This window comes from Leucobacter sp. cx-328 (assembly GCF_014530035.1).
In the GTDB taxonomy this organism is placed as follows: Bacteria; Actinomycetota; Actinomycetes; order Actinomycetales; family Microbacteriaceae; genus Leucobacter.
The window spans coordinates 570,667-594,729 of the sequence record NZ_JACVMX010000001.1 but is presented as its reverse complement, the minus strand read 5'-3'; the positions used below and the strand labels follow the sequence as shown (position 1 = coordinate 594,729).

At 59.6% G+C, this 24,063-nt stretch carries 19 protein-coding genes; 10 read left to right on the top strand and 9 right to left on the bottom strand.

Annotation, left to right across the window (positions count from 1 at the left end; genetic code table 11):
- Positions 1-31: 31 nt before the first annotated feature.
- The 4 genes from ICL81_RS02475 to ICL81_RS02460 are packed head-to-tail and all read left to right on the top strand — an operon-like array spanning position 32 to position 2,434.
- Positions 32-1,177 carry an NAD(P)-binding domain-containing protein gene (locus ICL81_RS02475; RefSeq protein WP_188033376.1) on the top strand — a complete coding sequence of 382 codons (1,146 nt, stop codon included), beginning with the start codon at positions 32-34 and terminating at the stop codon, positions 1,175-1,177.
- A 9-nt stretch (positions 1,178-1,186) separates the two neighbouring features.
- A complete protein-coding gene (locus ICL81_RS02470; RefSeq protein WP_188033375.1) occupies positions 1,187-1,534 on the top strand; it encodes a metallopeptidase family protein in 348 nt (115 codons plus the stop codon).
- Positions 1,535-1,825 (top strand): ATP-dependent Clp protease adapter ClpS, encoded by a 291-nt coding sequence (gene clpS / locus ICL81_RS02465; protein WP_188033374.1) that lies wholly within the window; start codon positions 1,535-1,537, stop codon positions 1,823-1,825.
- Positions 1,826-1,828: 3 nt separating this feature from the next.
- Entirely contained in the window at positions 1,829-2,434 is a 606-nt protein-coding gene (locus ICL81_RS02460; protein ID WP_188033373.1) for a DUF2017 family protein, read from the top strand.
- A 40-nt stretch (positions 2,435-2,474) separates the two neighbouring features.
- Here the strand turns inward: ICL81_RS02460 and dinB are convergent, their stop codons facing one another.
- Positions 2,475-3,713 (bottom strand): DNA polymerase IV, encoded by a 1,239-nt coding sequence (dinB, locus tag ICL81_RS02455; RefSeq protein WP_188033372.1) that lies wholly within the window; start codon positions 3,711-3,713, stop codon positions 2,475-2,477.
- Positions 3,714-3,804: 91 nt separating this feature from the next.
- Here dinB and ICL81_RS02450 point away from each other — a divergent pair, with 91 nt between their 5' ends.
- Entirely contained in the window at positions 3,805-5,538 is a 1,734-nt protein-coding gene (locus ICL81_RS02450) for a glycerol-3-phosphate dehydrogenase/oxidase (RefSeq protein ID WP_188033371.1), read from the top strand.
- Positions 5,539-5,542: 4 nt separating this feature from the next.
- Positions 5,543-7,087 (top strand): glycerol kinase GlpK, encoded by a 1,545-nt coding sequence (glpK, locus tag ICL81_RS02445; RefSeq protein ID WP_188033370.1) that lies wholly within the window; start codon positions 5,543-5,545, stop codon positions 7,085-7,087.
- A gap of 18 nt (positions 7,088-7,105) precedes the next feature.
- Here glpK and dtd read toward each other — a convergent pair whose 3' ends face one another.
- From dtd to ICL81_RS02425, 4 genes are read right to left on the bottom strand one after another with little or no spacing between them, the layout of a single operon-like run.
- Positions 7,106-7,555 (bottom strand): D-aminoacyl-tRNA deacylase, encoded by a 450-nt coding sequence (gene dtd / locus ICL81_RS02440; RefSeq protein WP_188033369.1) that lies wholly within the window; start codon positions 7,553-7,555, stop codon positions 7,106-7,108.
- 2 nt (positions 7,556-7,557) lie between these two features.
- Complete coding sequence (gene deoC / locus ICL81_RS02435) at positions 7,558-8,280, bottom strand: deoxyribose-phosphate aldolase (RefSeq protein ID WP_370566818.1); 723 nt, start codon at positions 8,278-8,280, stop codon at positions 7,558-7,560.
- Between the two features lie 60 nt (positions 8,281-8,340).
- Positions 8,341-10,926 (bottom strand): RNA helicase, encoded by a 2,586-nt coding sequence (locus ICL81_RS02430; RefSeq protein WP_188033367.1) that lies wholly within the window; start codon positions 10,924-10,926, stop codon positions 8,341-8,343.
- Between the two features lie 18 nt (positions 10,927-10,944).
- Positions 10,945-12,357 carry a DUF2130 domain-containing protein gene (locus ICL81_RS02425; protein ID WP_188033366.1) on the bottom strand — a complete coding sequence of 471 codons (1,413 nt, stop codon included), beginning with the start codon at positions 12,355-12,357 and terminating at the stop codon, positions 10,945-10,947.
- Between the two features lie 153 nt (positions 12,358-12,510).
- Here ICL81_RS02425 and ICL81_RS02420 point away from each other — a divergent pair, with 153 nt between their 5' ends.
- On the top strand, positions 12,511-13,671 hold the full coding sequence (locus ICL81_RS02420; RefSeq protein WP_188033365.1) for a winged helix DNA-binding domain-containing protein: 1,161 nt from the start codon (positions 12,511-12,513) through the stop codon (positions 13,669-13,671).
- A gap of 24 nt (positions 13,672-13,695) precedes the next feature.
- Positions 13,696-15,423 carry a sodium:proton antiporter gene (locus ICL81_RS02415; protein ID WP_188033364.1) on the top strand — a complete coding sequence of 576 codons (1,728 nt, stop codon included), beginning with the start codon at positions 13,696-13,698 and terminating at the stop codon, positions 15,421-15,423.
- Positions 15,424-15,542: 119 nt separating this feature from the next.
- Here the strand turns inward: ICL81_RS02415 and ICL81_RS02410 are convergent, their stop codons facing one another.
- Positions 15,543-16,040 (bottom strand): Lrp/AsnC family transcriptional regulator, encoded by a 498-nt coding sequence (locus ICL81_RS02410; RefSeq protein ID WP_188033363.1) that lies wholly within the window; start codon positions 16,038-16,040, stop codon positions 15,543-15,545.
- Between the two features lie 212 nt (positions 16,041-16,252).
- On the opposite strand from ICL81_RS02410, the gene ald reads away from it, so the two are divergent.
- A complete protein-coding gene (ald, locus tag ICL81_RS02405; protein ID WP_188033440.1) occupies positions 16,253-17,380 on the top strand; it encodes an alanine dehydrogenase in 1,128 nt (375 codons plus the stop codon).
- Between the two features lie 23 nt (positions 17,381-17,403).
- Positions 17,404-17,865, top strand: coding sequence for a hypothetical protein (locus tag ICL81_RS02400; protein WP_188033362.1), 462 nt, complete (start codon positions 17,404-17,406; stop codon positions 17,863-17,865).
- 81 nt (positions 17,866-17,946) lie between these two features.
- On the opposite strand, the gene ICL81_RS02395 is transcribed toward ICL81_RS02400, so the two are convergent.
- The 3 genes from ICL81_RS02395 to ICL81_RS02385 are packed head-to-tail and all read right to left on the bottom strand — an operon-like array spanning position 17,947 to position 23,989.
- On the bottom strand, positions 17,947-19,182 hold the full coding sequence (locus ICL81_RS02395) for an aminotransferase class I/II-fold pyridoxal phosphate-dependent enzyme (protein ID WP_188033361.1): 1,236 nt from the start codon (positions 19,180-19,182) through the stop codon (positions 17,947-17,949).
- A complete protein-coding gene (locus tag ICL81_RS02390) occupies positions 19,179-20,330 on the bottom strand; it encodes a hypothetical protein (protein ID WP_188033360.1) in 1,152 nt (383 codons plus the stop codon). Before ICL81_RS02390 ends, ICL81_RS02395 begins: the two co-directional genes overlap by 4 nt.
- Positions 20,327-23,989, bottom strand: coding sequence for a TM0106 family RecB-like putative nuclease (locus ICL81_RS02385; RefSeq protein WP_353055390.1), 3,663 nt, complete (start codon positions 23,987-23,989; stop codon positions 20,327-20,329). Before ICL81_RS02385 ends, ICL81_RS02390 begins: the two co-directional genes overlap by 4 nt.
- Positions 23,990-24,063: the final 74 nt, after the last annotated feature.

Here is a 24,063-nt window from a genome sequence, read left to right as displayed (position 1 = left end):
GGGGGCGTTCTCACATTCATAGGGGGTTTACATGCCACACGTTGACGTGTTGGTCATCGGCGCAGGTCAGGCAGGCCTGTCTGCCGCCTATCATTTGCAACGCATCGGCTTTGTCCCAGATAGCCGAGCGCAGACTCATGAGCGCAGCTTTGCGGTGCTCGACGCAAACGAGACCCCGGGTGGCGCCTGGCAACACCGCTGGGAATCGCTCACGATGTCGACCGTCAACAACATCTACGAGCTGCCCGGCTTTCCCGTCCCGCCCGCTCCCCCGCAGGCCCGGAGCAACGCCGTGCTTCCCGCATACTTCGATGCATATGAGCAGCGTTTCGATCTTGACGTTCACCGGCCGGTTCGAGTGGAATCGGTACGCAGGGGCGCTGCCGGATCCGCACCCCACTTCATCATTGAGACATCGCGAGGCGACTGGTCCGCAGCGTACGTCATCAATGCCACGGGAACGTGGACCAGACCCTACGTTCCGTTTTATCCAGGCGCCGCTGACTTTGCGGGCGAGCAGCTACACGTGCAGACCTACGTCGCCCCCGAGGCGTTCGTTGGCCGCCGCGTCGTCATCGTGGGTGGCGGCATCTCGGCGACCCAGCTACTTGAAGAAGTATCGCGGTACACCGATACTTTTTGGGTGACTCGCACCCCGCCAGAATGGGTACCGCATTTCACGCAGCAGCAGATTCTCGCGTCACTCGACGAGGTGGAAGAGCGCACGCGCGCAGGGCTTCCCCCGCGCAGTGTCGCCTCAGTAACTGGCATGTTTGAGGCGCCCTGGGTGCTTCGGGCAGCAGAGCGCGGCGTACTCAACGCGCACCCGATGTTCACGCGCATCGAGCCGCACGGGGTCCGAATGCCAGATGGCTCCCTTGAGCCGGCCGACGTCATCCTGTGGGCGACAGGCTTCCACGCCGAACTCCGACATCTGAAGCCGCTCCAGCTACGCACAATCGAAGGTGGGATTCGAGTCGGCAATGGCCGCTCGCTCGATGAACCACACCTGTTCGTCATTGGCTACGGCTCATCCCAATCAACGGTTGGCGCGAACCGTGCCGGGCGCGATGCGGTGCGCGCGATCCGCGCCGAAATGAACGCAGAAGCCGGCGCCGCCGAACCCGCCAATTTGTCCCGTAGCGCGGCTCCCCTGCTTCCCGAGCGACGCCGATAGGGTGAGACCATGCTCGAAGTTTCCGCTGAATCGTTTGAAGAGCTCGTCGCCGACGGACTCGATTCTCTCCATCCCGAGATGATGGCCGAACTCGACAACGTGATCTTCCTCATCGAGGACGAACCAGATGACGGCAGTGACGTTCTCGGCATCTACGAGGGCTTCTCTGTGGCAGAACGCGGCATATACGGGTACGGTGAAGAACCAGACCGCATCATCTTGTTCCGCAAGAATTTACTCGAACACTGTGCAGACTTCGATGAACTCGTGGCTGAAATCAGAATCACACTCGTGCACGAGATCGCGCACTTTTACGGCATCACCGAAGAACGAATTCATGAATTGGGGTGGGGATAGATGGTCGCAATCGCCGAGCGTTCCGCGTCGACGCAAGACTCCGCGCAGCTCACTCCAGAGCAACCGTGGCAGACAATCGTCTGGGACGATCCCATCAATCTCATGACGTACGTAAGCTACGTGTTTCGTTCCTACTTTGGATTCTCACAGGACCAAGCTGAAGAGCTCATGCTGAAGGTGCACACCGAGGGGCGCGCAGCCGTAGCCGAGGGGAGTCGCGAAGCCATGGAAATGCACGTCGAAGCAATGCACGGCTACGGTCTCACCGCAACCGTTCAGAAGGTCGGCTAGCCCATGCGAATGTACACCAGCGGCGATGAATTGGTACTCATGCTCGAGGCCGAAGAGGCGAGCATGCTCGACCACCTCGTCGGTCAGCTGATTGGCCTTGTTCAGAGCCACAGCAGCACGACCCTTGATCCCGACCCGCTCTTTGCGAGCCTCGAAGTTGGCGGATCAGACGAGCTCCCTGAAGATCCCGCGCTCGCGGCGCTCTTCCCCAACGCGTTTGAGGACGCCGATGACGCCGCGCAGTTCCGCCGCGTCACCGAGCAAGGCCTTATTAACCGCAAGCTGCAAGATGCCATGCAGGTCACTGGTGATCTTGGTCTCGGGCGCGCGGATCCAGAATCATCTATCGAGGTCATCATCACGGAGGCGACCCTGCTTCCGTGGCTCCGCACGGTCACGTCGCTGCGCATTGCCCTTGCGGCTCGCATTGGCATCGAGTCAGAGGAAGATCACGACACCCTCATTGATGACGAAGAGACCCGTGGCACCGTCATGGTCTATGACTGGCTCGCTGGTCTGCTCGAGTCAATCGTTGTTCTCGTCGAGGTGTTGCACGACGACGACGCAAACGAAACTGTCTCTGACGATTTGCCAGATCATATGGCGTAGGCCAGCGCTGAGCTCAGCGTTCGCGACTCAGCACACTCGCTCACTCATTTAGGTTGTCAGGGGTGCGCAAAGAGCGCGGATCGACGACCTTGCCACGGCCGCCAAGCAGTCTTGCCGGGGTGAGTCCAAGACCAGCAAACTTACCGCGCACTTCATCGACCGCCTGATCGACCGCACGCCACTGCTCGTCGTCGTCCCACAGCGCGGTGGAAGCACCGCCGCCGAGCGAGAGCTGTTCTGCGCGCACACCGATGAGGCGAACCGGCCTTCGTGCAGCGCCAAACTCTTCAAAGAGATCTTTCGCGGTTCTGTAAATGCGCTGAGTCGCGTCTGTCGGATCAGCGAGAGTCTTTGAACGCGTGACAGTTTCAAAGCTCGACCACCGAACTTTAATGGCGATTGTGCGGGCAACGAACGCTTTGTCACGCAGTCGCTCACCGATCTTCGCTGAAAGCCGAAGCAGCTCGCGCTCGAGTACGACGGGGTCGGCAACGTCAACGGCAAATGTCTCTTCGTGTCCGATGCTTTTCTCCACACGCGTCGTGTTTACCGAACGCACATCGCGACCGTTGGCGAGCGCGTGCAGCTTTTCAGCGCTGGCGTTGCCGACGATGCGACGGAGCGATTCAAGCGGCTCGCGGGCAAGTTCACCTACGGTGTGGATTGCACGCCCGGAGAGGGCCCGCTCGGTCGCTGCTCCGACGCCCCACATGGCGCCAATTGGGAGAGGATGTAGGAACTCGAGAGTGCGCGCTGGTGGAATTTCAAGCAGACCGTCTGGCTTGGCACGCTGCGACGCAAGCTTGGCAATGAATTTCGTACCGGCGAGGCCGACCGAGACGGGCAGACCGGTGCGCTCGCGCACTCGTTCACGGATCTGGCGGGCTATCTCGACCGGCGAACCAAACAACCGCACCGAACCGGCAACGTCGAGAAAGGCTTCATCGACGCTGATCGGCTCGACGAGCGGCGTGAACTCGCGGAAAATCTGCATGATCTGCTTTGAAGCCGCCGCGTACTTCGACATGTCTGGCGGAATCAGAACGATCTGCGGACACAACTGTTTTGCACGCGCAACCGGCATCGCGGAGCGCACCCCGAAGCGCCGCGCCTCGTAACTCGCGCTCGACACCACTGATCGTTCACCGTCGAACGCCGAAGCAACCGGTGTGCCGATCAATTCAGGTCGCTCAAGAAGTTCAACCGAGACGAAAAATGAGTCCATGTCGGCGTGCAGAATTGATGCTTCGTGCCGCCAAGCAGGATCTGTTTTCGTCATGCCTCTATTGCACCACACACGACCGACATCTCTCGCTAGGCTTAAAGCAGCCCTACGGCCGCATTGTCGCGAGCAGAGGAGATCATTGACCATGACTGCCAAGCATTCTTCCGACCGTCTCACTGCACTTCGCGCGCGCCCGCACGCCGAGGTTCTCATTATCGGCGGTGGCATCAACGGCCTCGCTACCTTCCGCGAACTCGCACTGCAGGGAATCGATGTTGCCCTGGTTGAGCAGAATGACTACGTGTCAGGCGCTTCAGCCGCCTCGAGTCACATGGTGCATGGCGGGATCCGCTACCTGGAAAACGGCGAATTCAGACTCGTACGCGAGGCAGTGCAAGAGCGCAATCGACTCATCAAGAACGCCCCACACTACGTGAAACCGCTCCTCACGACGATTCCGATCTTTTCGACATTTTCCGGCATTATCACTGCGCCGTTCAGGCTCCTGATTACACACGGTCGCGGAAAGCCGCGCGAGCGTGGGGCGGTTCTCATCAAGATCGGTCTCCTGATCTATGACACGTTCTCACGTGACGGTGGTCAGGTTCCGCGCCATAAGTTCCACGGTCGTTCACAATCGATCCGCGCGCTCCCTCGCCTGAACGGAGGCGTCAAGTACACGGCGAGTTACTACGATGCATCGATGCACGACCCCGAGCGGCTCGCACTCGATGTGTTGGCCGACGGATTGACTACGGGCTCAGGCGCGGGCACGGGCGCCGAAGATGCCACCGCACGCGCGGCGAATTACACCGCGCTTGCAGGCTTTACAGATGGCAAGGCGATACTTCGAGACACGGTCACGGGCGACGAATTCTCCTTCACCGCCCGCACGATCGTAAACGCGAGCGGGCCCTGGACTGACGCCACCAACGCCGCACTGGGCCGACCGACGCAGTACATGGGCGGCACCAAGGGCTCGCACATCGTGCTCGATCACCCCGAGCTCCTCGAAGCAACAGCCGGTCGCGAGATTTTCTTCGAGCACTCAGACGGCCGGATCGTCCTGATCTACCCGCTGAAAGACCGCGTGCTCGTAGGTACGACCGACATCGAAGCCAAGGCCGACGCGACAAACGTCTGCACCGACGCCGAAATTGACTATTTCTTCGACCTTGTTGCTCACGTGTTCCCAACGATTACCATCGATCGCTCACACATTGTCTACACCTTTTCTGGCGTGCGCCCGCTCCCCCGTCACGATGACACCCTGCCCGGGTTTGTCTCGCGCGACTATCGCATCGAGCACGGCTGGCTCGGGTCGGTACGCACGCTGAGCCTGGTAGGCGGCAAGTGGACAACGTTCCGCGCGCTTGCAGAACACCTCGCTGACGAGACACTCGCGTTCCTGGGTGCGGATCGCCGAAACCACACCCGCACCACGCCCATCGGCGGCGGCGCTGGCTTCCCGACCGGCCCTGCAGCTCGCAAGCTGTGGGTAGCGAAGCAGGGATCTCAGCATGATCGTCTCACGATCGAAATGCTGCTCGATCGGTACGGCACGCGCGCAAGCGAGGTGCTTGCCGCGTTGCCGAGCGACCCAACGCCGATTGCCACGCACCCGGACTACTTCCGCGAGGAGCTCGCGTTCCTCGCCCGATCTGAGCACGTCGTACACCTCGATGACCTGCTGCTGCGCCGCACGTCACTCGCGTTCCGAGGCGGAGTCACTTCCGAGACGCTCACAGAGGTTGCGGCCGCGGTCGCAGCCGATCTCGGCTGGGACGAACACACGCAGCGGGAAGAAGTCGAACGCGCTACCGCGACACTGCGGGACGCGCACCGAGTCACACTCGGTAAGCCTGGCGTGGGAGGATGACGGAATGGTGAATTCGAAGGCCACGCACGTTCTCGCGATCGACCAGGGCACGACTTCTAGCCGGGCGATCGTGTTCGACCACGCCGGCAAGGTCGTGTCGGTTGGCCAGCGTGAACATACCCAACACATGCCACAGGCGGGATGGGTTGAGCACGATGCACTCGAGATCTGGGCGAATGTGCAAGAGGTCATTGGCACTGCCCTCGGCAAGGCTGAACTCAACGAGGCACACATTGCAGCCATTGGCATCACGAACCAACGCGAGACCGCAGTGGTCTGGGATCGGGCAACGGGCGAGCCCATTCACCCCGCAATCGTGTGGCAAGACACTCGCACACAGGGGCTCGTTGATGCGCTTGCCGCTCAGTCACCATTGGGCGCGGATCGTTTCCGCGAACGAACCGGGCTCCCCCTCACCAGCTACTTCTCGGCGTCAAAGATCGCGTGGATCCTCGATGCGGTTCCTGGCGCTCGGGCGCGCGCGGAGAAAGGCGAGCTGCTGTTCGGCACGACCGATACTTGGGTGCTCTGGAACCTCAGCGGTGGCGCAAATGGCGGCGTACATGCAACGGACGTGACGAATGCCTCGCGCACCATGCTCATGGATCTCGCGACCCTCACATGGGACGATGAGTTGCTTGCGGCGTACGATATTCCGCCCAGCATGCTGCCCGAAATCCGCTCTTCTTCAGAGGTCTACGGCACGGTTGCCGATTCGTCGCTGCTCCGGGGCGTTCCGATCGCTGGCATTCTCGGAGATCAGCAAGCGGCCACTTTTGGGCAGGCCGCGTTCTCAGCTGGTGAGTCTAAAAACACTTACGGTACCGGCTGCTTCCTCATTTTCCAGACCGGCGAGCGGATCGTACAATCTGGCAACGGCCTCCTCTCGACGGTCGCCTACAAGCTGGGCGACGCTCCCGCGCACTACGCACTCGAGGGTTCGATCGCCGTCACTGGTTCGCTCGTGCAGTGGCTGCGTGACCAGCTTGGACTGATCCGCGCCGCGTCAGAAATAGAACCGCTTGCCGGCACCGTGGCAGACAACGGTGGCGTCTATCTCGTGCCGGCATTCTCTGGGCTGTTTGCCCCATACTGGCGTCCAGATGCTCGCGGGGCTATTGTCGGTCTGACCCGGTATTCGAATCGCGGCCATATTGCGCGCGCGGCACTTGAAGCTGTCGCGTATCAGACCCGTGACGTACTCGACGCGGTGAACGCAGATGTATTGGCGGCCGGGGGCATCGCGCTCACTGAGCTGCGTGTCGACGGTGGCATGATCGCGAACGATACCCTCATGCAGTTTCAGGCCGACATGCTCGGGGTGCCGGTCGTGCGGCCGCAAGTGGCTGAAACGACCGCGCTCGGTGCCGCGTATGCGGCCGGCCTCGCGGTCGGCTTCTGGCAGAGCACGGACGAGTTACGCAGCAACTGGCAGGAGGGTCGACGCTGGGAGCCGCAACTTCCCGCTGAGGAACGCGACCGCCTGCTCAGGCAGTGGCGGAAGGCCGTAACGAAGTCAATGGACTGGGTCGATGAAGACACCGCCTAGCTGGGTAGGGCGGATCGCCTAGCGGCGAGGCTCACTCCACATGTCGCTGTCGATCACGAGGGTGATCGGGCCGTCGTTGACGAGTTCGACCTGCATGTAGGCGCCAAATTGGCCAGTGTTGACCGTTGCGCCCTGCGCGCGAAGGGCAGCTGCGAAGGCATCGACGAGTGGCTCTGCGACGGCCCCGGGCGCAGCCTTGCTCCACGAAGGGCGGGTGCCCTTCCGCACGTCACCGTATAGCGTGAACTGGCTCACGACGAGGATGGGTGCGTTGCGCATCGCACACGACTGTTCGTCGTCGAGCACCCGAAGATTCCAGACCTTTTCTGCGAGACGCGCCGCAGTCTCAGGCGTGTCTTCGTGGGTCGCTCCCACGAGCACGACGAGGCCCTGCTCGTCAAAACTGCCGAGTATGTCGCCTTCGACAGTGACGCTCGCTCGGCTTGCGCGCTGTACCACGAGTTTCACTTTTAGTAGCCAGCCCGTTCTGCAGGTGTTTCAGTTGCGGTTGCGTCGCCTGCGCTCCAGCCCGCGATGATTGCCTCGGTCGCAGAGACTCCGAACCGTGTAGCCCCGGCTTCCCACATGGCTCGCGCGTCGTCGGCTGTCCGAATGCCCCCTGAGGCTTTCACTCCGAGCGCCCCACCGCCGGCCACACCGACGGTTTGCGCCATGATTCGTACCGCCTCGAGGGTCGCGCCACCCGCGGGGCTGAACCCGGTGGAGGTCTTCACGAAGTCAGCCCCGGCTGCAGCCGCAGCATTGCACGCCGCACGAATCTGATCTGGTGTAAGCGCTGCAGTTTCAAGAATGACCTTAAGCACGTGCGGCCCCGGCACCTCCTCGCGAACTGCCCGGATCTCGGCTTCCAAGCTAGCCCAGTCACCAGTGTGCGCGAATGCGGCGTTCACAACCATGTCGATCTCGTCGGCACCGTCAGCGATCGCCTGGCGTGCCTCGGCAGCTTTGATTGATGAATGGTGAGCTCCCGATGGGAAACCCACCACCGTCACAATTTCAAGACCGCGCTTTTCGACTGGCAGCAATGACGGGCTCACGCACACACGAGTGACACCGAGACCAACCGCCTGCGCCATGAACTCCGCAAGCTCGTCCGGTGTCGTACCGGGCGCAAGAAGCGTATGATCGGCGATTGCGAGGAAGTGCTCTGGCGTCAGCGTCATGGTCGTCATCCTATTCATCTGTCTGTTCGAAGCTCGTGAGGCGCACCCGCCGGGTGCACGAAGCCTTCGCTACGCCGCGTCGCTCAGCGGGCCAACGCGTCGCACGATAATCACTGGCTCGCCTTGCGATTCAGACTCCGCAAGATCAATTTCGCCTTCGATGCCCCAATCACGATCGCCGTTGGGATCAAGCAGCACCTGTCGGAAGCGCCAAACGTCGTCTCCACGATCGAGTTCTACCAGGGCAGCGTTGCGAGCGTTCGAATCGATAAGAATCTCGTCGTACTCAGTGAAGTACGCGTCAAGTGCGTCACGCCACTGCTCTTCACCGAAACCGTGCGAGCCGTCGAGTTCAGCGAGTTCCTTGTAGCGCTCAAACGATGCCGCCTGGACACGTCGGAATAGTGCGTTGCGCACCATCACGAGGAATGCGCGCTCGTTTGCAAGCAGGCTACGGGCGGTGGGCGGCGCGATGGAATCGCGAGCTTCGTTGGCCTGCTCAATCGCAGCGGCGTCAACACCCTGCTCGAGGTTGAACGCGGCTGTCCATTCGTCGACAAGACTCGAGTCGACCTGCCGCACGAGTTCGCCAAGCCACTCGATGAGCTCTTCAAGCTGCTCGTTCTTTGCGCTCTCAGGGATCGTGCGTTCGAACGTCCGATACGCGTCAGAGAGATAGCGGAGTACGCCGCCTTCCGCACGGCCGAGCTCGTAGTACGAGACAAGGTCACGGAACCCAAATGCACGCTCGATCATGTCACGAACGACCGACTTCGGCTTCAGCTCGTAATCACGCGCCCACGGGACTTCCTGGACGTAGGCGTCGTAGGCCTCACCAAGCAGCTCTTCGAGCGGCTTCGGGTAGGTGATCTCTTCGAGTAGCTCCATACGCTCCTCGTACTCAACCCCATCTGCTTTCATCGCCCCGATTGCCTCGCCGCGCGCCTTGTGCTCTTGCGCACGCAGGATGGCACGCGGATCTTCAAGGGTCGACTCAATCACCGAGATGACATCAAGCGCATATGTCTCGGACTCAGGCTCCAGGAGCTCGATCGCTGCAATTGCAAATGGTGAGAGCGGCTGGTTGAGCGCGAAGTTCGCCTGCAAATCGACGGTGAGGCGCAGCAGTTTTTCGCCATTCTCTTCATGGATCTCGACGATGCCACTGTTGCGCAACGTACGGAAGATACTGATCGCAGTACGCGCATGCTCAAACTGCTTCGCTTTTGGTTCATGGCTGTCGAAAATGAGCATCTGCATCGTGTTGAGAGCTTCACCCTGCCAGGTTTCCCCGCGTCCGATCACGCCGAGCACCATTGCGTGAGTCACACGCATGCGACTCACCAGCGGCTCCGGCTCTGACGCGATGAGCTTCTCAAGTGTCTGCTCGTTCCAAGCGACGAAGCCCTGAGGCGGAGCCTTCTTCTTGACTGGCTTCGCCTTTTTACCACCGGCTGACTTCGCAGCCGCCTTCGCTGCAGACTTCGCGTTCTCGATCTCATGCTCGGGAGCAAGGGCAACGACGTCGCCCTCGGTGTCGTAACCCGCGCGGCCTGCGCGGCCAGCAATCTGGTGGAACTCACGAGCGGACAGGCGGCGCATCTTTTCACCGTCAAACTTCGTGAGCGCGGTGATGAGTACGGTGCGGATCGGCACGTTAATGCCCACACCAAGTGTGTCGGTGCCGCAGATGACTTTCAACAGGCCGCGCTGTGCCAGCTGCTCAACGAGTCGGCGATACTTGGGGAGCATGCCAGCGTGGTGTACGCCGATGCCTGAGCGGATAAGTCGCGACAGGGTCTGACCAAAACCAGCTGAGAAACGGAAATCACCAATTGCCGCTGCAATTTCATCGCGACCTGCGCGGTCTACAATCTTGATGCTCGACAGGGCTTGTGCTTGCTCGACGGCATGCGATTGATTGAAGTGCACGAGGTACACAGGCACCTCTTTATCAGCGAGCAACTGCTCAACAACTTCCTGAGCTGGTGCGACCTCATAGCGGAAGCTCAAGGGCACTGGGCGCTCAACGCCTGTCACGAGTTCAACATCGCGACCGGTCGCGTCTTCCAGATCAGCGGCCAGGTCGGTGACATCACCGAGCGTTGCCGACATAAGCAAGAACTGAGCGTCGTGCATAAGCAACAACGGCACCTGCCATGCCCAGCCGCGGTCGTAGTCTGCGTAGTAATGGAACTCGTCCATGACGACCTGAGTGAAGCCGCCAGCTTCAGTGTTGTCGACGTCTTTGTCACGAATCGCGAGATTCGCCAGAATCTCGGCCGTGCAGCAGATGATCGGCGCATCAGGGTTGATGGCCGCGTCACCGGTCACCATGCCCACGCGCTCAGGACCAAAGATCTCGACCAGGTCGAAGAATTTCTCGCTCACGAGCGCCTTGATCGGCGCCGTGTAGACGGTACGGCGCCCCTCAGCGAGCGCCGCGAAGTGAGCGCCGAGCGCCACCATGGACTTGCCCGTACCGGTCGGGGTTGCCAGGATCACGTTCGACCCGAGCGTCATGCCCAGCACTGCTTCTTCCTGGGCAGGGTAGAGGCTCAGGCCACGCTCTTCGAGCGCCCAGGCTTCGAAGGCAGCGAAAATCTCATCTGGCTCGGTGAACTTGGAGTTCTCGAGGACTGCTCCCAGATTCATATGGATTGTTCCTGCTTTCTACGCGTCAGCCGAGGAGGCGCTGCCTCGCTCGATCTCCGCAAATTTTGCCTGCATGGTCGGGTTTCCCCGGGTGAGTTTCTTAATCGAAACCCCCTGCGCCTTGTCGTTTGCCAGGCGCAAGTTGTTCTCGGATTTCAACAGCTGATCTTTCACCTTCTGCATCTCAGCGATCGAGGTATCGATCCGTTTGATGGCTTCCTGGAACTGCCTCGATGCAAGATCATAGTTACGCCCAAATGCGCCTTTGAAATCATCGAGTTCGCTCTCAAAAGTGGTGATGTCGATGTTCTGAGCCTTCACGAGCTCAAGCTCGGCTTTGTAGCTCATTGCGTTCATTGCCGCATTGCGCAGCAAGGTGATGATTTGTAAGAAGAACTGTGGCCGAACGACGTACATCTTCGGGTATCGATGCGAAACATCGACGATACCAGTGTTGTAAAGCTCACTGTCAGACTCGAGCATCGAGACGAGTACCGCATACTCGCAACCTTTCTCATTTCGATCTTTATCGAGTTCTTTGAGAAAGTCTTCGTTTTTATGCTTAGTCGCGGTCGTGTCTGCTTCGTTCTTCATCTCGAACATGATCGAGACAACTTCAAGCTCGCTGGGATCGAAATCACGGAAGATGTAGTCGCCCTTGCTCCCAGAACGAGCATCATTGTCTTTCTCGAAGTACGCGTTCGGGAAGGCCGTCGCACGGATCTGATTGAACGTATTCTCGCAGTGCTGTTCAAGCGTTTCACCAATCATCTTGGTGGACAGCTTCGACTTCATATCGCGGAGCCGCTCAATCGCGTCGTCACGGTCTTTGAGTTGCACTTCGAAGCGCTCGGTAATCGAACGCTCGGCCAGTTCCTTTTCAAGGTTTGCCCGTTTCAGGTCTCCCTGCAACTCATCGCGTTCCTTCGCTACTTCACCGACGGCCTCGGCAACAGCAAGCTTCTGTTCAGTGGCCGCGGCCGTTACCTGTGCCTTGAGCTCAGCAATCTCAGAGGCTTTCACTGCCTCTGCCTGTTGGAGCTGTGCGGAGAAGCGCGCCTCAACGAGCTCGGCCTGAGCCGCCTGAGTCGCCTTTACTTCAGCAAGCTCAGACGCGACCTTGTCGCGCTCCTTCTCAACTGCGGCGAGCGCGTCTGCGATGGCAATCTTCTGCGTTGATTCTCCGGCGGTAACGAGCGCCTCTAGCCGCTGAATCTCGGCGTCTTTCGTTGCGGTCGCCTGTTGTAGTTCGCCGTCAGCTTTGACCTTCGCGATTTCAAGTTCTTGACGCTTCTCTTGCTCTATCAGCTTGAGACGTTCGTGGAGCTGCTGGTCGAATTCAGTGTCACGCACCTGCTGCAAGATCTGCGCATAGCCCGCCTCATCGACGGTAAATGCTTTGCCACAGTGTGGGCATTGAATCTCATGCATGCGCGCTCCTTGCGACTCGTTCGCGGGATGTTCGTAATAACCTTCCCACAGACCACCGACATTTCGCCTTCTGGTGGGAGGCCGCAACGGTTGTGGCGGATCCACACCAACGCAGGACGCCCAAATGTCACTGGCCGGTTTTACACTTGCGATATGGCTGAACTTCTTTCGCAACAGCATGTCCGAGCGCTTCGCACCGAAGCGCAAGGGCTCAACGCGCCCGATGCCGGCCTGGGTTCTGACGTCAGTGCTGTAGCAGCCCGCATGCTCGCAGTGCAGGGACAAGATTGGCATGCATCACGATGGGCGCTTGGGCGTCGGGTAGCCGGGGCCTCGCAGCAGTCCGTCATAGATGCCCTCAACGCAGGTAAGCTCGTGCGTTCTTGGCCGATGCGCGGCACGATTCATTTGGTTGCGGCAACTGACATTGGTTGGTTGCAGTCTCTAACAAACAAGCGGGCATTGGCGAGTGCCCCGCAGCGTCGCAAGATTCTCGGGATGAGTGACGAAATTCTCGATCAGCTCGTCGGGGTATCGCTTGACGCTCTCCGCATTGCTGCCGCTGGAGGCCTCGATCGTAACGAGCTCTCTGATGCCTGGACAGCAGCAGGAATCGTCTGGCAATCAAACTGGCGGTATCACCTCATCTGGTGGCTGTGCCAAAACGGCCTTGCAACCCTTGGACCCGTGCGAGATCTTGCTGAGCCGAGACTGGTACTTGCAGCTGGCTGGTTGCCAACCGCTCGGGCGCTTGATGAAGATGAAGCGCTCCTCGAGCTCGCCGCCCGGTATCCGGTCGCTCGTGGGCCCATCCGCGCGAAGGACATCGCTTGGTGGTCGGGCTTGGGTATGCGTGAGGTAAAACGCGGGCTCACGGCAGCCGTTGAGAGTGGCCGCCTCGCCACCGCCCGTTTCGCTGATGAGCACGGCGAAGCTATCCCCGGTGCAGCGGGCGAAGCTTGGCTTGCGCCATCGCTTCTCGATGCAGAGATTACCCCGCCGTCCGAAGCTTTGCTTCTTGCACCATTCGATGAGCATTTGCTTGGCTACAGCATTCGGGAGCCGCAGCTCATTCCGGGCGGAATTGACTATGTGGTACCCGGCAAGAATGGCGTCTTTGCAGGCACTGTTATTCGTGACGGGCAAACCATTGCTACTTGGAAGCGGGACCCCAAACAGCGCGAGCGCGTCTACCTATTCCCCTTCCCAGGCAATGAAGTCAGCGCGCGAGAACTCGAGCGTGATGTCGCACGTTGGAGCGTGTTCCACGATCAAGAAGCTCGTGAAATCACGGTCGGTGCTGTTTCCGCTTAGGGAGTAGGCCCGTAGGCTAGAGCAATGGAGATCGGGCTCATTTCAATCATCGTCGTGATCGTGCTGATCACCGGTTCCATTGTTGGTGCGCGGATCGGCGTCGCGGCACCACTGATACTCATACTCCTCGGCATTGGAATTGGCTATCTCCCGTTCATGCCGAGCGTTGTGGTGTCACCTGAGATCATCCTTGTTGGCGTGCTGCCGCCGCTACTGTACGCGGCGGCAGTCAATGTGCCCCTCATCGACTTCAGACGAAATTTCAGACCAGTCATCGGCCTCTCTGTCGTGCTCGTGATCATCACGACGCTGGTTGTCGGCCTTACGCTGCACTGGGCTGTACCGCAGGTGCCACTTCCCGTTGCGTTTGCACTCGGCGCAGTGATCAGCCCGACCGATGCCGTCGCGGCAACCGCAATTGGCAAGCGTCTCGGAATGCCTGACCGAATCGTCTCGATTCTTGAAGGTGAAAGCCTCGTCAACGACGCCACCTCACTGGTGCTGCTGAAAACAGCGCTGATCGCGCTGTCGGGCAGCTTCGCATTCATGCCAGCAGTTGGCATGTTCAGCTACTCCGTTGCAACTGCCGTGCTCATTGGGTTTTGCATTGGCATCATTACAGTTTGGGTACGGTCAAAGTTCAAGAACCCCGTATACGACACGGTGGTTTCATTTGCTGTGCCCTTCCTCGCGTTCATCCCTGCCGAAGAGCTTGGCGCATCTGGTGTGCTTGCCGTCGTGGTCACTGGTCTCTACACCGGTCATCACGCAACGATGAAGTTCAGTGCCATAGCGCGCACGAACGAGCGCTTGAACTGGCGAACCATCCAATTCGTCTTAGACAATGGTGTCTTCTTGTTGATGGGCCTCGAGTTACACGGCCTCGTGGACCGCGTTGGGGACTCCGATTTCCATCTCGACACCGTGATCCTCGTGTCTTTTGTGCTCGTTGGCGTCCTCATCGGGTGCCGAGCACTCTTTGTTGTGCCGACCATCTGGATCATGCGACGCACTGCTCGCCGCATCGAGTACCGTAGCCGCGGACTGGGCCTCATCGTCAAGCGTATGCAGGTTCATTCAGCTACGACCCCCGCGCGGCTCTCCCGCACAGAGCGAATGGCCCAGCGCTCTGCCGCCGATGCAGCGCACGAACGTGATGCCCAACTCGGTTGGCGCGACGGCATGCTCCTCTCTTGGACAGGCATGCGCGGCGTAGTCACGCTCGCTGCTGCACAGTCAATTCCGACCGAGGTCCCATTCCGGGAGCAGATCGTCCTGACCGCGTTCATCGTTGCGACAGTGACCTTACTGTTCCACGGTCTCACACTGCCTGCGCTGATCCGTCGGCTTTGGCCTGAGGGGGTGGGAGGCAATGACCGTTCAGAACTCGCTGTACTCTGCCGCGACCTGATGACTTCTGGCATTAACGCAATCGACGATGAGATCGAAAAGGAAGCAGCCGCTGGTGGCCCCACTACCCCGGAGTTCATTGCAGAACGTGCGCGAGTGAGCAGCAAAAATGCTTTGGCCCCTCTCGCGATAGCGCTGAACCCGATGGATCCTAATCTCCCGTCCACACAGGAATCTCCGGCTGAGGCATATCTGCGCCTCGCAAACGTCTCGCTTGAAGCGCAGCGCGCGGCACTCCTCGAAGAGCGAGCAATTGGCCGCTATAGTTCTCGCGCCCTTCAGCAAGTGTCACGCGCGCTTGATGCGCACGAAAACCGCCTCACGCCACCCGCAGAACACTAGCTGGTGCCTGAGGAAAATAAGCGTTCAGCACTCGGCACCCAATTCCGAGATACACACACGATAGAGGGCGGGTGCAGTCTGGATAAACTACACCCGCCCTTGTGGTCTACGCGATCCGCCTAATCAATCGCGCCGATGGATACTGGGTTCGCAAAGTGACTGAATACGATGCTCGTTCGCGTCGCAGAAACTGCGGGGTGAGTCGACAGGTTCTCCATCACAAAGTCACGAACGTGATCTGAGTCACGTACTCCAAGATGCATGATGAAGTCTTCAGTGCCACCAAGGAAGAACAGCTGCATGACCTCGGGCTGAGCGCGAAGCGAATCGCTCAGCTCCATGATGAGCTGTCGGGCACCCGACCGTACCGTCACACTCACAAGCACTTGGAGATCAAGACCAACCGCACGCGGATCAACTGTTGCGGTAAAACCAGTGATCACGCGACGCGTCACCAAGTTGCGCACTCGCGCAATACAGGTGGAAGCCGCGACGCCGACGCGGTCCGCCAATTCTGCATTCGTGATGCGCCCGTTGAGCTGCAGTTCATGCACGATCTTGAGGTCTACCTCATCAAGATCAGCGGCCCGGCTTGTCTGCTTTGACCCTTCCAACACGTGTCCTCCTTTGCACTTCACATTTCCCAACTCTACAAAAGCCGCAATTTGTGCGGATTTCGCAGAGAATTCGATGCTTCACCGACGATATCGAATATACTTCACGATGAAGAGAACTTTTCCGAAATCTAGCGCGTATTCACAATACGGGTTAAAATTCCGGTGGAAGCTTCGTTTCCCTACTTAGCAACTCTGAATAATTGGAGAAAAACATGCGCGTCGGTATCCCTACCGAGATTAAGAACAACGAGAACCGCGTTGCCATCACTGAGGCAGGCGTATTCGAGCTCGCTCGCCGTGGCCACGAGGTATTCGTTCAGGCTGGTGCAGGCCTCGGTTCGGCTATCACCGACGAGGAGTACGCGGCAGCTGGCGCGAAGATCGTCGAGTCGGCAGACCAGATCTGGGCCGAGTCGGACATGATCCTCAAGGTCAAGGAGCCCATCGCTTCTGAGTACAGCAAGATGCGTAAGGGTCAGGTGCTCTTCACCTACCTGCACCTCGCAGCTGATAAGGCACTCACCGAGGCTGTCCTCGAGTCGGGCACCACCGCAATCGCTTACGAGACTGTTCAGCTCGCTAACCGTGCGCTCCCCCTCCTTTCGCCCATGTCTGAGGTCGCTGGTCGTCTCTCGGTTCAGGTTGGCGCTTACTCGCTCATGAAGGCAAACGGCGGCCGTGGCATCCTCCTCGGTGGCGTTACCGCTACCCGCCGCGGCAAGGTTGTCGTTATCGGCGGCGGCGCTGCTGGTGAGCAGGCTGCACGTATCGCTTACGGTATGGGCGCAGAGGTCACCGTTATTGACATCGCTCTCCCCCGCCTCAAGCAGCTCGAGGACGAGTTCAACGGTCGCATCCAGACCCGCACCTCGAACGCTCACAACATCACCGAGGCACTCAAGGAAGCCGATCTCGTTATCGGTTCGGTCCTCATCCCCGGTGAGAAGGCACCCAAGCTCGTCACCGACGCAATGGTTGCTCAGATGAAGAAGGGCTCGGTCCTCGTCGACATCGCTATCGACCAGGGTGGCTGCTTCGAGAACTCGGTTGCTACCACGCACGACAACCCAACCTTCGAGGTTCACAACTCGATCTACTACTGCGTTGCAAACATGCCCGGTGCGGTCCCCGAGACCTCGACCGCTGCACTCACCAACGCAACTCTCCCCTACGTTGTCGCACTTGCCGACAAGGGCTGGGCAAAGGCACTCAACGCAGACGCAGCACTCGCTAAGGGTCTGAACGCGTTCGAGGGCAACATCACCAACGTTGGCGTTGCACAGGCATTCCCTGAGCTCCCCGCGTCGGAGCTCGCAGAGGTTCTCGCAGCAAACGCGTAACTCCCAGGAGTATCCTGGACTTCATGGATTTGAAGTTCTCATTCGGAGGGGCATCACCTGATCAGCATGATCACGGTGGTGCCCCTTCGGGCATTCCCCTCCCCTTCGCCACGAAGGCATTGGCATCTACCAGTAGCGTGCTCGAACTGCGCGCACGCCTCGACGGCGACCAGGTTATCGGCGAAGCGCTATCAGGTGACGGCGTCGCCTACACGACCTCGCGCGTCGCTTTACGAGGCACGGGAACAGCGCCACTTACACAGGCGACACGGTCGGCAATTAGCCGCGCTGTTGCCGGTCTCGAAGCGCCAATGATCGAATCAATCTCGGCGCTCGTGCTCGATCTTGCAGGCGCAGAGGAAGACGTGCTTACGGAGCTTGGGCTTTCCGTAGATTCCACAGCAGAACCCGTTGCTGTTGTCGATGAAAATCTACAGACTCGAGTTGGCATTTCGGTCGGCACCGCGATTCGGTTCGGAGCTTAGGGCACGAACCGTCCATTTACGAGTGTGGGCCTTGGATGTCGTTTGACGCCCAGGGCCCACACTCGTAAAGTCTGGTTCAGGCTAGTGTGTTGCTTGGAAACGGAGAATTCGCGACAGCGCTTCTTCAACAGCAGCTTCGCCGGCAGCGTATGACAGTCGGACAGCACGGTCACCGGTCACCGTGTCGAAATCTACACCGGGAACAACTGCGACGCTCGCTTCCTCGAGTAGCGCCTGCGCGTACGCCGTCGAGCTACCAAATTGTTCGAGCCAGGGGCCAAGCTCAGAGTAGTAGTAAAACGCGCCATCTGAGGGCGCAGCTGCGCCCCAGCCGAGTTCAGGGGCTGCATCGAGGATAAGTGCTCGCGCGCGTCCGAAGCCACTCACGATCGCATCTCGTTCGGCATAAGACTCTGAGGTGAATGCCGAGAGCGCCAGCTCCTGCGCTGGTGAAGGCGGCGAGAGCGCGAAGTTTGAAGCCAGCGCTTCGACTGGTGCACGCAGGTCTTCTGGCAGGATCGCCCAGCCGAGACGCCAACCTGTCATTCCCCAGTACTTCGAGAACGAGTTAATGACCACCGCACTCGGATCGAGAGCTGCCACAGAAACGCCACGTGGATCTTGGGCGCCGGGCTCGGGGAACGTGATCCCGTGATAAATCTCATCACTGATGAGACGTGTCCCGTTGCGCTTGCACCATACCACAAGATCTGTAAGCTCGGCTCGATTCAGCATCGTTCCAGTTGGGTTCGCTGGAGAGGCGACAATCAAGCCGGCCAGCTCGCCAAACTCACTCACTGCCGCATCTAAGAGTTCTGGCGTGGGCTGGTACCGAGTCTCCGCTCCGGTAGGAATCTCAACGACTTCGACACCCAGGGTGCGCAAAATGTTCCGGTATGCCGGATAACCGGGCGACACGAGCGCGACCCGATCGCCAGGGTCGAATGCCGCCAAGAAGACGAGTTGGAATGCGCCAGACGATCCGGTAGTCACTGCCACTGCCTCTGGGGCAAGATTCACGTCGTACCAATCGGCGTAATGCTGCGCAATCGCTTCGCGCAGCGGCATCGTACCGAGCGGACCGGTATAGCCGGCTGCCTTCAGCGTGCCAGGTGCGGGGCGCGCGCTAGGCTCGCCCGCGCACAACGAGACAATGTCTTCTCCTGCGAGTCGACGACGTGCGATCTCATCGGTAATCCGCATTACTTCGAAGTGAGGTATCTCCGAGCGTCGCGAACCACCGAGCGCCTTCCCAGGTATGTCGAGCCCACGTGTGGCGTTGACTGGCGGCGTTTTGAAAGGGATTGCGTGTCTCATCGCGACTCCTTTGGATAATGTTGGGCGAAACTCTGCGTAGTTCCAGCCAGTGAGGTGGAGGCGGCAAGGTGTCGCAGGAAAATGACCAGCCACAGTGCGATTGCGCCAGCAGCGATGACTTCAAAGGCGGCCAAGTTATACGAGCCGATTGGCCAGAAGAACAGCGCTGCCACGATGATAGCGATCATCACACCGTCCGAGAACAGTAAGAACGGCTTCGCGAAGCCGTCGAGCCACCACCGAAGACCGATGAGGAGCGCGCCGAAAAGCACGGCCATGCCAGTGGCAAACGTGTTGTGCATCAACAGACTGACATTGACGGGCACCAGACCAACGCCAGCAATACAGAACCCGATTCCGACAAAGAGCCAGGTCACGTAGGTGACGTTTCGGTACCCACTCGGTGTGGCGGCAGCAGCCCACATGGACAATTCGTTGTGAATGAGTGAAGCGAGCGAAGCAAAGAGGAAGCCGCCTACGAAGAACGTCGCATTGAACACTCTGCTACTAAAGTCATCACCGGTGCCAAGCTCACTGAAGTGAAGCTGCCACCATTCGGCTTCTGAGGTTGTGAGCATTGCAACGATGATTCCTCCTCCCATGAAGATAGCGAGCAACGTCGAGAGGGATTTCATCGTGATGTTGCCGCCAGAGATCGTTCCCGTGTATGACGCCGCCCCCGCAGATAATCCAACAATCAGGGTGCTCGTAAGAATGTCGAGCTTCATTCCGATGAATCCTTGCACGACTACTGCAGTGAGGAGCATCATCACCAGTGCCGCGATGCCTGCGTGGGCGAGGCCAATAACTACAGTGTCAAAGCACCGCTGCAGCTTGCGACCTCGCGTATAGGTTTGCCGCACCGACCGAGTCGTTCTGGCGTACTCACTTGCCGATGCAAGACCTGCGCAAATACTCGCAGCGACGAGCCCGATACTGCCGGCAGACACCAGCCCCCAGGCAGAAACTGGACCCTCAAACAGGAAAACACCGGCGATGGCCCCAGCAATACATGCCCAGAATGCTGCGGTGAGCGCTCGTACCTCGCGCCGCATCTGTGCGTTTTCACGCGATGCGTCTTCGCCCGGATACAACAGCCTGAAAATGAGATCTGTCGCACGGTGGACAGCCTCCGTTGCCCTGCTCATGCGGCCAAGTCTAGGCGAGCGGAGCGCTCAATGAGACGAAGATACCCCGAGAGCGCCGCAAGCGACTCTGCTGTTGTTGGCAACCCGTCACCGAGCCTGTCTGAGACCACGAGATACGCTGCCCACTGCGCGCGGCTCATTGCCACGTTGAGCCGGTTACGCATAAGGAGAAATTCGAGGCCGCGAGGCACGTCCTCGGGACTTGACGCAGCCAACGAGACCACCGCAAATGCTGCTTCTTGGCCCTGGAATTTGTCCACGGTTCCGACACGTACCTTAGTCAGACCGGCCGCCACCAACCGATCTGAAATGCATTCAACCTGGGCGTTATAGGCTGCAACAACAATAACGTCGTCTTGTGTTACGCCTCGCCGGGGATGTTCCGCTTCGGTGATTTCTCCAGCCAAGAGTTTCTGGATGACGCGCTCAACCGCCTCCGCTTCTTCTGGCGAGTGCGTAGCGTTACCGTGATGCCGAACCGTAACACGCATGAGGCCGGCGTCACCGACGCCGTCTGCAACGCGGTCGCTTGCGCTTTCGTGGGCGACCAACCTGTTCTCATAGGACAGTTCAGAAACCACCGCGGTGAGTTCTGGCCGCATTCGTCGAGTTTCGGCTAGGAAGTACCCACGGTCGGCAGACAAGGTACCCTGATCGCCAAGGAGCCAACCGAGCGCAGACGTGTCTACGGGCTCTGGATGACTTCCCTGAGAGACCTGTGGCAGTTGTTGTGGGTCGCCAAGCATCAGAAGACGCTGAGCAGACACCGAAGCTGCAATTGTTGGCGCGAGCGAGAACTGGCCCGCCTCATCGATGACCAGCAGGTCGAGCGAACGCCGTTCGATGCGATCTTCGTTCGAGAAGTCCCATGCGGTGCCGCCAACCACGCCTCCTCGCTGCGATGCACGCAGATCGGAGAGGAATCGCCCATGCCCATTCTTCGGCAGCAATGTGAACGGTGCTGCCGCATTCGCTTCGGGTGAGGCCCCGGTTTGTGGCACCTTAGCAACGACTTCCGGGTTCACCCCCGCTTTCACGACTCCAGCCAACACGTTCTCTACGACTTTGTGTGACTGAGCAACGACTCCGATGCGCCAGCCGTCTTCTTCCACAAGTCGCTTGATGACGCGCGCTGCGAGATAGGTTTTGCCAGTGCCCGGTGGGCCCTGCACCGCGAGCGCAGCACGGTCAAGCAAGCGAATGGAAGCTGTGACCGCACCAATCATTCGGTGCCCTTCGTCACCATCAACCGCGGCGAGCGCAGCCATCGAGTTGGCTGCCACAAGTGACTGCCCTCCGAGCATCTTCGGCGCCTTGCGGCAGAGCAAGCCAAAGACGGGGTCGAGAATTTCGTTACCGAGCTTGGCAGCCTCGATGAGAGATCGACCCCACTCTTCAATGGCACCCTTCTGACGCCCCGGATGAGGAGGTGCGCCCGGAGTAAGGGCAACCGGAAGCCCACTGTATGGCTCGGTATCACGACCGAGCATCTCTTCGATGGTGACACCGTCGAGGTGACGCTCGAGCACTGTCACGTTGCGAGCGACGCGTTGGCCGGGCCTACCTCCCTTTTGCGGGAACGGCGCAGGGTACTCGTACAGCGCGAACATGGTGGCGCCTGGCTTCAGAGAGCTGCCGGGAGCGACGTGCCCTCGGAGTCGAACGTGTCGTCGATTCGAGCGCTTGCCTTCTGGCATGTGCCAATCTTCGTCAACATAGCTCAGTGATCGCTCAGCGACGACCACATCACGAGTGTCTGCCCAGTCATCGATGGAGTCGGTGAGGCGGGCGTAGTGTGACCACCAAAACGACTTTTGCTCACGCTGGTGGTAGTCGATCGCGCTCGAGGCGAGTCGTAGTGCCTGCGCACGCGCAGGGTCGCGCTCAGCCTCAGCGAGTTCGAGCAGGTCGCTGCCTACCTCGCTGAGTTCAACGACAGGAGGCGCGTCATGTTCGAACAGTTCTGGTTCAAGAAACGGCATGACGCCGTGCTCAGCTGCAAGGGAGAGTAGCCAGTCGCGCAGGCGGAGGGTCGAGACGCAGTCGTAGCGGTTGTAGTCTGCGATACCGTCGAGCCGCCGCTGCCCTTCCGCACGAACTGCCTCTTCGGCAGACTCAAGCTGTGCACTCGCCTCTGCGTACTCGGACACCGATTGCGCGCCTGAGGTGACGCCATCTTGATCTCTCAGCTCATCACCCATGTACAGCGGTTCAAGCTTCTTGATCGAGTAGGAGCGCGAACCAACACGCAGTGCGCTGCGGACGATTGGGTACAGGTCTACGAGAACCTGCTCACGAAGCAGCTGGTCCACCTCAGCTTCCCCCACGCCGTGCCGCGCGGCAATTGAGAGGAGGTGCGATTTTTCGTATGCCGCATAGTGGTAAATCTTCATTCCAGGCCACTGTGTGCGGCGTTCGCGAACCAGCTCAAGGAAATCCAAGAGTGCTTGCTTTTCAGCCGCCATAGAGTGAGCCCACAGCGGAGTGAACTGTTCGTTCACGTCGATCAGACCGAACAGATAGTCAAGACCCCAGCGGTCCCCATTGGGCTCGCGGTAGAGCGGGTCACCCTCGAAGTCAAAGAAGAGGTCACCAGGGTTTGGTGCGGGGATGCTCGCGAAAGCATTCGCATCAACCACGCGAACCGCTGGACGGCCGTTGACCGTCGGCGCGATCTGCACGGCAGCCTGGGCGACCGTGCGCTCGAGTGGCCCGCGCGTGATGCCATCAATATCAGGAATGTGACCTTCGAGCGCAGCCACATCATTGATCGTGCGGAAGCCCGCGGCGACAAGCAGGTCACGCTGTCGGCGGGTGATACCCGCGATGAGGAGCGGATCGCGTGAGGCCTGCACCTCAGGCTCGCACACCTCGCATCGACCACACGTAGATATCTCAGGGTCGCCCCATTGAATCGCTGCAGCGCTCGCCCGTTCACCGTCTGGACCCACCGCGAGCACGCGTTCGAAGAGCAGCCGATGCAAACGGTCCCGTCGCGCGCGGAACACCGGCGCAATGTCGGCGATCTTATGCCGTGATTCTGCCCCGTCACCCAGGATCAACACCGCTTCAGACGACACCGGAATGCCGATGCGTTCAAGCTGCTCAGCGTAGGCAGCAAGCTGCATGAGCGCGGTGACTTTCGCTTTTCGAGCAAGTTTGGTGTCTTGCACCTCATACTCACCGACCGGAGTCAGACGCAAGAAGTCTGCAAAGCCGAGAAAGCCGAGCTCAAGATCACCGGCTGAGTCGCTCTCTTCGCTTAACTCAGCAGTCACAACTTTCTGAGCAGGGTCGAAAAAGGTGGCTTGGAACACCACCTCAGCCTTGCCGGCAAGGGCCCGATAGGTCACCGCAGCCGCCGCGGCAAGCGCATCTTCATCGCGCGGATCACACCGTTCAATCTCGACCACGCCGCCCGCTGAACCGGCACTGCCGGCACCAAGCGCAACCCGATACTGCTCGAGCACTCGCTCTTCATGGGCGTCTCCAAGGCCAGCGGCACGCGCAAGCATTGGATCATCATCAGCGGGAACAATGACCGCACGACCGAGCTTCGCGTCGACCCGCCGCAGAAACGCGAACTCACACATGCTCGCAGCGGTGAGATCGCTGGCACTCGTCATGATGCGCGTTCCGCCGTCATTTCGCCGCTGCATGAACATGTCAGCTCCTTCGGTTGAGTCGATGCTGTCGACGTTACCGGGTACCACCGACATTGCTGGTTGAGCAC

Bases quoted from the DNA above. Each gene is read 5' to 3' on its own strand.
- ICL81_RS02475 (WP_188033376.1), top strand. From the start codon at position 32: ATGCCACACGTTGACGTGTTGGTCATCGGCGCAGGTCAGGCAGGCCTG.
- ICL81_RS02470 (WP_188033375.1), top strand. From the start codon at position 1,187: ATGCTCGAAGTTTCCGCTGAATCGTTTGAAGAGCTCGTCGCCGACGGA.
- clpS (WP_188033374.1), top strand. From the start codon at position 1,535: ATGGTCGCAATCGCCGAGCGTTCCGCGTCGACGCAAGACTCCGCGCAG.
- ICL81_RS02460 (WP_188033373.1), top strand. From the start codon at position 1,829: ATGCGAATGTACACCAGCGGCGATGAATTGGTACTCATGCTCGAGGCC.
- dinB (WP_188033372.1), bottom strand. From the start codon at position 3,713: ATGACGAAAACAGATCCTGCTTGGCGGCACGAAGCATCAATTCTGCAC.
- ICL81_RS02450 (WP_188033371.1), top strand. From the start codon at position 3,805: ATGACTGCCAAGCATTCTTCCGACCGTCTCACTGCACTTCGCGCGCGC.
- glpK (WP_188033370.1), top strand. From the start codon at position 5,543: ATGGTGAATTCGAAGGCCACGCACGTTCTCGCGATCGACCAGGGCACG.
- deoC (WP_370566818.1), bottom strand. From the start codon at position 8,280: ATGACGACCATGACGCTGACGCCAGAGCACTTCCTCGCAATCGCCGAT.
- ICL81_RS02430 (WP_188033367.1), bottom strand. From the start codon at position 10,926: ATGAATCTGGGAGCAGTCCTCGAGAACTCCAAGTTCACCGAGCCAGAT.
- ICL81_RS02425 (WP_188033366.1), bottom strand. From the start codon at position 12,357: ATGCATGAGATTCAATGCCCACACTGTGGCAAAGCATTTACCGTCGAT.
- ICL81_RS02420 (WP_188033365.1), top strand. From the start codon at position 12,511: ATGGCTGAACTTCTTTCGCAACAGCATGTCCGAGCGCTTCGCACCGAA.
- ICL81_RS02415 (WP_188033364.1), top strand. From the start codon at position 13,696: ATGGAGATCGGGCTCATTTCAATCATCGTCGTGATCGTGCTGATCACC.
- ald (WP_188033440.1), top strand. From the start codon at position 16,253: ATGCGCGTCGGTATCCCTACCGAGATTAAGAACAACGAGAACCGCGTT.
- ICL81_RS02400 (WP_188033362.1), top strand. From the start codon at position 17,404: ATGGATTTGAAGTTCTCATTCGGAGGGGCATCACCTGATCAGCATGAT.
- ICL81_RS02395 (WP_188033361.1), bottom strand. From the start codon at position 19,182: ATGAGACACGCAATCCCTTTCAAAACGCCGCCAGTCAACGCCACACGT.
- ICL81_RS02390 (WP_188033360.1), bottom strand. From the start codon at position 20,330: ATGAGCAGGGCAACGGAGGCTGTCCACCGTGCGACAGATCTCATTTTC.
- ICL81_RS02385 (WP_353055390.1), bottom strand. From the start codon at position 23,989: ATGCAGCGGCGAAATGACGGCGGAACGCGCATCATGACGAGTGCCAGC.